Origin of the sequence: Mesorhizobium sp. M1312 (genome assembly GCF_040318115.1) — a bacterium.
Taxonomy (GTDB): domain Bacteria; phylum Pseudomonadota; class Alphaproteobacteria; order Rhizobiales; family Rhizobiaceae; genus Mesorhizobium.
The window spans coordinates 1-8,325 of sequence record NZ_JAMYLQ010000065.1; the positions used below are offsets into that span (position 1 = coordinate 1).

The following is an 8,325-nucleotide window of genomic DNA, read 5'->3' on the forward strand; positions in this document are numbered from 1 at the left end:
CCGACGTTGGTGACCCATTCCCGATAGATCGCAGCGTCAATCAGGGTCGATCGCCAGAACGCGGCTGCAACGCGCGGGCGCTGTTCGCAAATCGAGCGAAGAGCGCTGTGGCGGATTAAGCCCAATCTGCCCGGCGTCATGCTGGAGAAGCTGCAATCCATGACTGTGAGATGGATGCCGTGCAGATCCGGGAGATCGCCGGCGACAAAGAAGCTGGTGATCTGCCGCTTTCCCTCACCTGTGTGCTTGTATGAACATACTACGCCGTCCAAGACGACAAATGAGTTGGTTGGCCGATCGCCTTCTATGAGGATATCCCTGTTAGCCGGAACATCCTTCTCCTGAATCGTGAGGCCTCCTAAGGCCGCGGCGTCATCGTCGCTGATATCAGCGATGCCACGCAGCTTGCGGATGAGCACGTCCGAGGAGAAAGCTGGACACAAGGACTTGGTTACCTCCGTGGGTGTTACCGGCCGAACTTGCATTCGCCTCAGATGTTCCACGGTGCCTATAAAGCCTTGTCTGCGCTCCTTGAGCCTCGACGAGACCTGACTGCCTCCAGCAATTTGCCCTCATCGCTACTAATGTTTCGAAAAACCGCGACAATCGTCACAGCTAAGACTTCCGCATCCCGGCTAAAAGGGTCGATTTGCTCATCTGCGCAAACCTGATCAAAGACGCGTTCACAGACAGCCAGATCGTGGGGGCTGAGGCAGGTGCGACTGAAACGCGGGCGCGGCATTTGGTAGCCCTCGGCCCCGCTGCACGTGCAAAGCGAGCGGGCTTTCGGCGAGACCTAGGACACCGCCAGTCCGGCCTCGCGCAAGAAACGACGTTGAGTGTTTGTTCCCGGCTGGGGACAACACTATCGACGATTGGAACGAACGCTCTGTGGCGACGTTGCGCTGGCAGTAAATCTATGCTGACCAACGGAGACGGACATGACGGAGCCCAAAGAACGTCTGGTGCAGTGGCTGCGCGACGCTCACGCCATGGAAGAACAGGCCGAGACCATTTTGAGCGGCCAAATCGAGCGTCTGGAAAACTATCCCGAGATTCGCGACCGGATGAACAAGCATCTCGAAGAAACGAGGCAACAGGCGAAACGTCTCGAACAATGCCTCGACCGGATTGGCGATGGATCTTCGACGCTGAAGGATGCCGGCGGTAAGATAATCGCCTTCGGACAGAACATCAGCGGCATTTTTGCAGGCGACGAGGTGATGAAAGGATCGCTAGCCAGCTACACGTTCGAGCATATGGAAATCGCCAGCTACAAGATGCTCATTGCCGCAGCCGGCGAGGTCGGCGATTCCGAGACCGAAAGCGCGTGCAAAGCAAACCTGCGCGAAGAAGAGGCGATGGCCGACTGGCTGGAAAGCAAACTCGGCGCGGTCACCACCGAGTTCCTCAGACGCGACGAGCGGGATTCTGACACCGCGAAACGGTGACGTAGGCGGACAACCTGATAGAATGCCGTCTATAGAAGTTCCCTTCGGCTCGGTGCTCGAAACAGAACCAGTGCGATGGCGGAGGCGGCCCAATGGCTTTGGTTGCGGGGGAGGCCGCTGGGCCTGACCAGCGAGCCTTCGCGCTCACATAGCGGCGGGTCTTCTGCACAGAGGTCGCGTCCCAGCCTACGCGCTGCCGTCGGGGCTCGACGGAATCGGGCGTGTCTGCGGTGGCTGGCTCCAGCGGCACCGTCCAAACGGTTGTCTGGAAATGCGTCTCGGCCGAAAGTAAATCATGCGGGTTCGCCGCTGCCCGCAGCGGCGACCTTGTCGACCATGGCGAGAATGGCTTGCGGTGCGGCGTGGTGGACCATGTGGCCGGCCTGCGGGATGATATCGAGAAAGGAGCCGTGAATCTCGGCTTGCAGTCGAATAGCCTCGCCCTGGGCGTCGAACAACCGGTCCCCGGCACCGGCAACAATTCCGGTGGGTAGCGACAGCTTCTTGTACTGGGCGGAGCGACCGCCGGCCAGTCCCGCGGCCAGCATCAATGCCGACTCGGCAGCGATCGAGCGCAGCTGCGAGGGCCGGCTGGCGACGTCCTTTGCCGATGAAGCAAACTCTGCAGAGATTGTGGCGGGGCGGAATATCTTGGCCATGGTCAGCGGCCAGGTAAGCCGCACAAGCAGCGGCAGCAAGGTGTGGCGGTAGACCACCGCCGACGATAGGCAAGGCCGGCAGTGCCGCCAGTGCGAGGCCGAGGCGCGGCCGTGGATGATAGTAGCCGGAAACAACGACGATGCCGGCGACCGAGGCGGGATGAAGGCGCGCCAGCTGAATAGCCACCGATGCACCCGAGGAATGCCCTAGAACGAGATATCTTTCGATCCCAAGCTGTGCGACGGCGGCATGAATGAGATCGGCTTGCGCGGCCGCCGTCCACCATTTGCCTCGCGGCCGCGTGCTCCTGCCGAAGCCCGGCCGGTCAAAGGCGAGCACTCGGTATCTCTTGGCCGCCTCGTCGAGTATGCCGCTGGTTTTGAAATCCTCGGCCGACGAGCCGTTTCCGTGCAGCAGGATCAACGGCATCCGGTCGCCCTGTTCAAGGACGTGGAGGCGTTCCCCTGCAGCCTCGACGAAGCGCCCCGACGCATGCGAGAAACGCGCCCGCTTGGCGCGAGCGCTGTTGTACAACGCCAGGCCAGCCAACCCCGCGCCAAGTAGCATGGCGGCTGCTCTTGTCTTATTCATGCCGCGGACCACTGACGGCCGCTGCGCGCAGTGTGGCGTGACCACTCTCTCGACTTGCCTCGACGCTGTTACCGAACTGCCGCGCATGCCGGCGCGCGACTTACCAAGTGCATCTTTGCTCCCCAATTGGTTTCACAAGCGATGTGGTCAAGGCCAGGTTTCTGCACCGCGACGAAATACATCCCCGAAATTACCGAAGCCGCGCGAAAGGGCGGAGGTGCCCAAATTCCCGCCTATCAAAGCTGGGCAGCAGATTGCCGCGCCAAAATGTTGCGCACGTTAGAGATTTGCCACTGGCCGTTGCGCGCGGTTCGAACGCCTCGATTGTTCAGGGCGATTGCCAGTCCACGTAGGCTGGTGATGCCGGACTTCTGGATGGAGGCGATGATCGGCAGCACGGTTTGGGCAAATCTGTCAGCCTCCCGGATCGAGATCTTCCGACCTTTCGCCGCAGCTTGTTGGTCGGATTACCGAGCTTCATCCCAGTGGTCTTGCGAGAGGCGAGGGCGGCTTTGGTGCGCTCCGAGATCAATCGCCGCTCTTTCTCAGCCAAAGCGGCGTAAAGGTGCAACATGAACGGATCGGCATCGGCGCCAAGTTCCGCGACTATGAAGGGAACCCGCTGAACCATCAGGCCAGCGATGAAGGCGTTTTCACGCGAGTGTCGATCAAGCTTGGCGACAATTACTAGGCACTTGGCCTGTCGGGCCCGGGCGAGGGCGGCTGCACGTTGCGGGCGGCGATCCAGCGCGTCCGAGCCGCACGCTCGCAACGATCGAGGTCAATGGCCGCGATGTCGGGAAGATCATGATCGCTGAAGGTTTGGCGCGGCCATGGACCGGCAAGCGCCGACCCTGGTGCGACTAGCGCCGCAGCAAGTATGGTGCTGCCTTCGACGATCTGGAAGCCTCGCTGGTAGGCGAGGCGAACCTTGAGACGCTCGCTCATCCCCGGAACCGCTCGGTGGTCCAATGGATCCTGCCATCGATCTTGATCGGCTTGTGGATCATCAATCGTTTCGGCAGGTGCTCGGGATGCACCTCGAGCAAGGTAATCTTCACCGTTGGCTTGCAGCGGCTGCAGTCGAATTTGAGCTTCAGTGGATCGGCACCGCCGCCGTAGACAATCATCAGGTCCGCCGAACGGCAGTAGCGGACATTGCCGCAACTGCATTCTGCCTTGACGAGCATATTGTGCCGCGTCGCCTTGCCCAGCGTGTCAATCGGATCGTGCGCCATGGGAATAGAAAAGGAACCTTTTTCCTCGCTGGTCAAGGCTCCCTTGACAATTTTGTTCTCATTTCGTTCACTGCCGACCGAGGCAAGGCTCAAGGTGTCTGGCGCAGGACGGGCGAGTTCAAGAGAATTCTCGATCTTGGGCCGCTGAGATCCTTCGCAATTGAGGCATCGGCATGTGCGGACGTTTCACCAGGTATCTGCCATGGTCGGAAATCCACCGGCTCTATCGACTGACGGCGCCAGCGGAAATTGGCCGCAATGACGCGCCGCGCTACAACATTGCGCCCACCGAAGAAGTGCCGTTCGTCACGGCTGGAGAAAACGGAAACCAACGGCTTCGCCAGGGTCGCTGGTGGCTGGTCCCGTTCTGGGCCAAGGAAATGCCGAAAGCCGCCATGTTCAACGCCCGTATCGAGAGCGTCGATACAGCACCTGCGTTCCGCGACGCATTCAAGTCCAAGCGTTGCCTTATTCCTGCCGACGGTTTCTACGAATGGACCATTTCGCCGGCCGACAAGAAAAGAGACCCCTGGCATATCTTCCAGCCAGATCACGAGCCGTTCTCTTTCGCCGGCCTCTGGGCTTACAATTCCAAACTCGATGTTACGAGCTGCACGATCGTCACCGGGCCAGCTTCCGACCCAATGAAACAGTTGCACGACCGCCAGCCTGTGATCCTCGATCCTCAAGTCTACGAGGCGTGGCTGGATCCGGCGACTCCCACTGACGCAGCAAAGCAGCTGCTCGACGTCAATCTGGATGGCCAGTTGCAGTTCTATCGGGTGAGCCGAGACGTAAATGCGAGCGTGAAAGACGGGAAGCCGAACGACAGCCAACATATGATTGAACCGATAGCGCTGCTATGAGCGACGAAATTCGGCTTCCCAGACTAGAGCAGGGCACCGCGCCGGGCATCCAGCATCATTTCTGCGAGCATCCCGGCTGCGGCAAGAATGCCGGATGGGGATTTGCCAAGCCGCGGCAGCGGCCGCACTGGTTCTGTTTCGAGCACCGCGAAGACGGCGAGCGCTACCTATAAGCACCCCGACCGGAAGACCTAGATAAGATCGAGGGTGCCTAAGATTTCCCCCTCCCAGTTTGGCTACTTTTCCTCCAACCGGATGCGAAGGTTTTATCGGGGCGTATACAGCAGGCCCGACTGCCTTGCCGCCGCCTTGGTGCATTTCAGCTTCGGCCTGATGTCCCCTATTCCATTGCCGGCGCGTCGCACTATTGCAGGTCACTGCCATCGGTGTTTTGGCGTTCAATATGGCTGATATCCAGCATCTTGGTTGCCGCCTATTTACTCGCCGGTCTGGCGGGGCTTCTGCGGGCTTCGTTGACAGCCTGCTTCCCGAGCTTCGGGCGGACAGTCGGGGCTAACCAGCTCGCAAAGGACGGCGGCAGCATCTCGCAGAACCCCCCTTATCTCATCCGGCGTCAGCTTCTCGAGACATCTCGCGGCTTCCAGAAGATCAACGACAAGATCATCGGCATGCGCGGGCACGTGCGGCATTTTGAAAACCCCAATGTGGACGGCAGATTAGACGCACTAACATAAGGTTTGGCAATCAACCGACGGTCGCGCTTTTGAACGGGCTACAGCAGCACGTGTGCCGCCGATATCATCGTGGCCCGTCTGGAATGGGGAGACGCCCAATGAGCGCCGCATCGCTGGCGGGATCGATCTGCACCAAGCGGTATGCGGCCTCGACCAAACACCGTCGCGCGCGTATCCTGCTGCAAAGCGCGGTATTCTCGGCCAGCAATTCCTCTGTGCGCTCAAGCGCGAGCTTGGTCCGGTTGATGCGCTCCCTAGCATCCGCCATCGCGCGTCCGTGGGGTTCCATGGTGTTCATCATGATTTACTAACTCATGGCGGACCGGATCGTTCCCGGACCTTGGCGGTGAACTCGCCACGGGCTTGACAATGGGCGTACGCATCGCCGTCGGCCTAGCGCTGGCATCCCTGCTCATTCTTCGTCCCAAAAATCCTGCAGCGATGCGTGTCGAAGGTCCTCCTCGCCCCTTAAATGCTTTACGCGTGCCTTGATGCCCGGCTTGACCCACTGCGTTGCCGGCCGCTTTGGCATATCCTTGGGCGGTGGCCCGGCATGTTCCTGGACGCGCTGCCACAGCCGCTCCCGCATCTCGCGATTGACGCTGACGAAAGCACTGCCGACGTATTTCCGGGAGCCCGGCTCAGCCATCAGAGCAAACGCGGGTTTGCCTCTCTCGCGCTCGACGCCAAGAAGCTCGAACTCGCTTTCGGTGAAGGACTTGGTTTTCAGCCAATTGGTAGTCGGGCCGCTGCGATATTTGCTGTCTCGACGCTTTGATACCATCCCTTCCAGGCCGGCCGTGTCGATCAGATGATAGATCGCGTTGGCCTCGCCTGGCATCGTTTCACTGAACTGGATGCGGCTATCAGACGCTATAAGGCCGGCCAGGATTTCCCGCCGATCCTCAAGCGCCATGTCGCGCAAGTCGTGGCCATTGAGATGCAGCAGATCGAACGCGACGAAATAGAGGTCGTGCTGGCGCCTGGTGATTGCCTTGCGCAGCGCGGCAAAATCCGAAAGGCCAGCCTCATTCAAGACGACGACTTCGCCGTCGATGATGGCGTTCTGTAGGTTGAGACCTTTGGCTGCCTCGACCAGATCGCGGTACTTCGATGTCCAGTCTAGGCCGCGGCGGGTGAAAATCCGTGCACCGCCGGCGTCGATGATGATCTGGGAGCGGTAGCCGTCGAATTTGGCTTCATGCATCCAGTCATCGCCTTGGGGCGGCTTTGCTACCAAGGTGGGCATCATCGGAGGAATGAAGTCCAGCCGGCCAGCGCCGGCACTCACTCGTTCACGCACAGGTTCGAGTCTAGGCTCGACCGATTTGATGGCTAGAGGAACGGATCATGATCATTTTACTAAATTAGCAATGTTGCATGAGATTACAATTCGCCCCAGTCTGGCGAAGACCCAATCGTTCACGCCCTGGTTCGCCGCGGAAGCACCAGCTAATTGTGGCCCCGTTGGTTCCTAGCACGGCAATTTAAAGGTCGGCCAGATAACCCATGCCAGCTAAGGAGTTTCGTCCGGACCGGCCTTGCCGATCGCCTCAAGCAACGACGCTAGGGTTGGCGGCAGCTCTGGTTCGACCTCCAGCCCAAGCAGCTTGTGTACGTGATGACGATTGTCTTCAGCACCGATGAACTGCCGAACGGCCTCGGCAAGGGACTTGTGCACGGCCTTGTCACGCTTTGCCATGTGCGATTGTCCATCTGATGTGTAAGCCCGAACTCGCCAGTCACCAAATGGTTCCGTGAAAGCCCGCGCCCTTTCCAGGAAGACGCGGGCCTATCGACAATCCTCGCAGCTCAGCACAAGGAGAAGTGCTGCGCGAACAACTTTCAGCCCGCTCCGAAGTTCCATACGGAAACAAAAAATACCCGCCGCACAGGAGAGCGACGGGTCGATCAAGCGGTCACCTAGCAGGGGGGACGGAGGTCGAGTGTGCCCGGTGCGCGGATCGTGAAAAATCATACGCTGCCGATTGCGTGAAGTCTATCAACCCGCAGTTGGAAGTAGGCGCTTACCGCCCCAACGGCTGCCTGGAAGCCGAAAGAAGTTCTTCCTCGCCCCTCACTCCGGCCAAATAATTGGCGATGATCCGAGATGCGAGCGCTTCACGTTGGTTATCAGATTGGACCCCGACCTTCAGCCGATCGAACACGCGGCCCAGTAGCGCCACCTCAAAGGGGCGGAACACAACACCAGCTCTCTCGGCTTGTCGATGGATCGGCATGACGCTGCCACCCTTCGCAAGATCGCCGGTGGTGCGCCCCAAAAGATCGCCTCAAAGTTCCCCTGAGGGCTTCTCGCCGGCGGGTTCAGTTCCCATTTTTTTCTCTCGCCGCTCAAGTTCTTCCTGAAGCTCCAGCGCCAGCGCGGCAAGCTTCGGCGGTAGAGGTTGGTCGTCCTCCAGCTTTAACTGCTTGCGCAATTTCCGACGATAGTCTTCCGATCCAATCAACTCTCGGAAGGCACGATTCGTACCTTGGGTAACCATAACGGTCCACCTAGTTTCAGACGCAACTCTGCGACTAATAAAGGGTTCCATGGGGGTCGGAATGATTGGTAGAAATTTCTGAGCGCGAAGGATATTCCCGCCTATAAAAGCAGGTTCGCAGAAGCTTGCCGCACCAAAATGTTGCGCACATTCGACATCTGCCATTGTCCATTGCGCGCTGTGCGAACGCCGCGGTTGTTCAAGGCGATGGCCAGGCCACGCAGGCTGGTGATGCCGGAGCGCTGAATGGAGGTGATGATCGGCAGCACGGTTTGGGCGAATCTATCAGCCTCCCGGATCGAGATCTTCCGACCTTTCGC

General features: G+C 59.4%; 17 protein-coding genes and 1 pseudogene. 6 read left to right on the forward strand and 12 right to left on the reverse strand.

From position 1 onward, the window contains the following. Window positions 1-419, reverse strand: a 419-nt coding sequence (locus tag NKH36_RS33915; protein ID WP_352966134.1) for a Crp/Fnr family transcriptional regulator, incomplete at its 3' end; no start/stop codon positions are given. 522 nt (window positions 420-941) lie between these two features. Here NKH36_RS33915 and NKH36_RS33920 point away from each other — a divergent pair. Then, window positions 942-1,451 carry a ferritin-like domain-containing protein gene (locus NKH36_RS33920; protein ID WP_352966135.1) on the forward strand — a complete coding sequence of 170 codons (510 nt, stop codon included), beginning with the start codon at window positions 942-944 and terminating at the stop codon, window positions 1,449-1,451. 293 nt (window positions 1,452-1,744) lie between these two features. Here NKH36_RS33920 and NKH36_RS33925 read toward each other — a convergent pair whose 3' ends face one another. After that, window positions 1,745-2,110, reverse strand: coding sequence for an alpha/beta fold hydrolase (locus NKH36_RS33925; RefSeq protein WP_352966151.1), 366 nt, complete (start codon window positions 2,108-2,110; stop codon window positions 1,745-1,747). Between the two features lie 61 nt (window positions 2,111-2,171). After that, a pseudogene (locus NKH36_RS33930) lies at window positions 2,172-2,480 on the reverse strand (alpha/beta fold hydrolase); the annotation flags it as partial. Between NKH36_RS33930 and NKH36_RS33935 the strand changes: the two are divergent. Then, on the forward strand, window positions 2,361-2,675 hold the full coding sequence (locus tag NKH36_RS33935; RefSeq protein ID WP_352966152.1) for a hypothetical protein: 315 nt from the start codon (window positions 2,361-2,363) through the stop codon (window positions 2,673-2,675). The pseudogene NKH36_RS33930 and the gene NKH36_RS33935 sit on opposite strands and share 120 nt — an antisense overlap. Window positions 2,676-2,938: 263 nt before the next feature. Here NKH36_RS33935 and NKH36_RS33940 read toward each other — a convergent pair whose 3' ends face one another. Genes NKH36_RS33940 through NKH36_RS33955 form a run of 4 tightly spaced genes read right to left on the reverse strand, consistent with a single transcriptional unit; the run spans window position 2,939 to window position 4,033 of the window. After that, a complete protein-coding gene (locus NKH36_RS33940) occupies window positions 2,939-3,100 on the reverse strand; it encodes a recombinase family protein (RefSeq protein WP_352966136.1) in 162 nt (53 codons plus the stop codon). Beyond that, window positions 3,031-3,474 (reverse strand): recombinase family protein, encoded by a 444-nt coding sequence (locus tag NKH36_RS33945; RefSeq protein WP_352966137.1) that lies wholly within the window; start codon window positions 3,472-3,474, stop codon window positions 3,031-3,033. Before NKH36_RS33945 ends, NKH36_RS33940 begins: the two co-directional genes overlap by 70 nt. After that, a complete protein-coding gene (locus tag NKH36_RS33950) occupies window positions 3,390-3,650 on the reverse strand; it encodes a hypothetical protein (RefSeq protein WP_352966154.1) in 261 nt (86 codons plus the stop codon). Before NKH36_RS33950 ends, NKH36_RS33945 begins: the two co-directional genes overlap by 85 nt. Next, complete coding sequence (locus NKH36_RS33955) at window positions 3,647-4,033, reverse strand: hypothetical protein (protein WP_352966139.1); 387 nt, start codon at window positions 4,031-4,033, stop codon at window positions 3,647-3,649. The genes NKH36_RS33950 and NKH36_RS33955 overlap by 4 nt, the downstream gene beginning before the upstream one ends. Before the next feature lie 80 nt (window positions 4,034-4,113). Between NKH36_RS33955 and NKH36_RS33960 the strand changes: the two genes are divergently transcribed. From NKH36_RS33960 to NKH36_RS33975, 4 genes are all read left to right on the forward strand, one after another. Beyond that, the gene (locus tag NKH36_RS33960) at window positions 4,114-4,806 is read left to right on the forward strand and encodes an SOS response-associated peptidase (protein WP_352966140.1); all 693 of its coding nucleotides are present in this window, start codon (window positions 4,114-4,116) and stop codon (window positions 4,804-4,806) included. Beyond that, entirely contained in the window at window positions 4,803-4,979 is a 177-nt protein-coding gene (locus tag NKH36_RS33965) for a hypothetical protein (RefSeq protein WP_352966141.1), read from the forward strand. The genes NKH36_RS33960 and NKH36_RS33965 overlap by 4 nt, the downstream gene beginning before the upstream one ends. 249 nt (window positions 4,980-5,228) lie before the next feature. Further along, on the forward strand, window positions 5,229-5,501 hold the full coding sequence (locus NKH36_RS33970; protein WP_352966143.1) for a hypothetical protein: 273 nt from the start codon (window positions 5,229-5,231) through the stop codon (window positions 5,499-5,501). Window positions 5,502-5,599: 98 nt separating this feature from the next. Beyond that, entirely contained in the window at window positions 5,600-5,812 is a 213-nt protein-coding gene (locus NKH36_RS33975) for a hypothetical protein (RefSeq protein WP_352966144.1), read from the forward strand. Window positions 5,813-5,913: 101 nt separating this feature from the next. Here the strand turns inward: NKH36_RS33975 and NKH36_RS33980 are convergent, their stop codons facing one another. The 5 genes from NKH36_RS33980 to NKH36_RS34000 all read right to left on the reverse strand — a co-directional run. After that, complete coding sequence (locus tag NKH36_RS33980) at window positions 5,914-6,753, reverse strand: ATP-dependent DNA ligase (RefSeq protein WP_502912169.1); 840 nt, start codon at window positions 6,751-6,753, stop codon at window positions 5,914-5,916. Window positions 6,754-7,017: 264 nt separating this feature from the next. Further along, window positions 7,018-7,203, reverse strand: coding sequence for a hypothetical protein (locus NKH36_RS33985; protein ID WP_352966145.1), 186 nt, complete (start codon window positions 7,201-7,203; stop codon window positions 7,018-7,020). Between the two features lie 325 nt (window positions 7,204-7,528). Beyond that, window positions 7,529-7,783, reverse strand: a complete 255-nt coding sequence (locus tag NKH36_RS33990; RefSeq protein ID WP_352966146.1) for a hypothetical protein — start codon at window positions 7,781-7,783, stop codon at window positions 7,529-7,531. A 9-nt stretch (window positions 7,784-7,792) separates the two neighbouring features. Further along, complete coding sequence (locus NKH36_RS33995) at window positions 7,793-8,005, reverse strand: hypothetical protein (RefSeq protein WP_352966147.1); 213 nt, start codon at window positions 8,003-8,005, stop codon at window positions 7,793-7,795. Between the two features lie 101 nt (window positions 8,006-8,106). Then, window positions 8,107-8,325, reverse strand: a 219-nt coding sequence (locus NKH36_RS34000) for a recombinase family protein (protein ID WP_352966148.1), incomplete at its 5' end; no start/stop codon positions are given.

What these genes read in the sequence shown, in the direction of transcription:
- NKH36_RS33920 (WP_352966135.1), top strand. Translation starts at nt 942, where the DNA reads ATGACGGAGCCCAAAGAACGTCTGGTGCAGTGGCTGCGCGACGCTCAC.
- NKH36_RS33925 (WP_352966151.1), bottom strand. Translation starts at nt 2,110, where the DNA reads ATGGCCAAGATATTCCGCCCCGCCACAATCTCTGCAGAGTTTGCTTCA.
- NKH36_RS33935 (WP_352966152.1), top strand. Translation starts at nt 2,361, where the DNA reads ATGAATGAGATCGGCTTGCGCGGCCGCCGTCCACCATTTGCCTCGCGG.
- NKH36_RS33950 (WP_352966154.1), bottom strand. Translation starts at nt 3,650, where the DNA reads ATGAGCGAGCGTCTCAAGGTTCGCCTCGCCTACCAGCGAGGCTTCCAG.
- NKH36_RS33960 (WP_352966140.1), top strand. Translation starts at nt 4,114, where the DNA reads ATGTGCGGACGTTTCACCAGGTATCTGCCATGGTCGGAAATCCACCGG.
- NKH36_RS33965 (WP_352966141.1), top strand. Translation starts at nt 4,803, where the DNA reads ATGAGCGACGAAATTCGGCTTCCCAGACTAGAGCAGGGCACCGCGCCG.
- NKH36_RS33975 (WP_352966144.1), top strand. Translation starts at nt 5,600, where the DNA reads ATGAGCGCCGCATCGCTGGCGGGATCGATCTGCACCAAGCGGTATGCG.
- NKH36_RS33980 (WP_502912169.1), bottom strand. Translation starts at nt 6,753, where the DNA reads ATGATGCCCACCTTGGTAGCAAAGCCGCCCCAAGGCGATGACTGGATG.
- NKH36_RS33985 (WP_352966145.1), bottom strand. Translation starts at nt 7,203, where the DNA reads ATGGCAAAGCGTGACAAGGCCGTGCACAAGTCCCTTGCCGAGGCCGTT.
- NKH36_RS33995 (WP_352966147.1), bottom strand. Translation starts at nt 8,005, where the DNA reads ATGGTTACCCAAGGTACGAATCGTGCCTTCCGAGAGTTGATTGGATCG.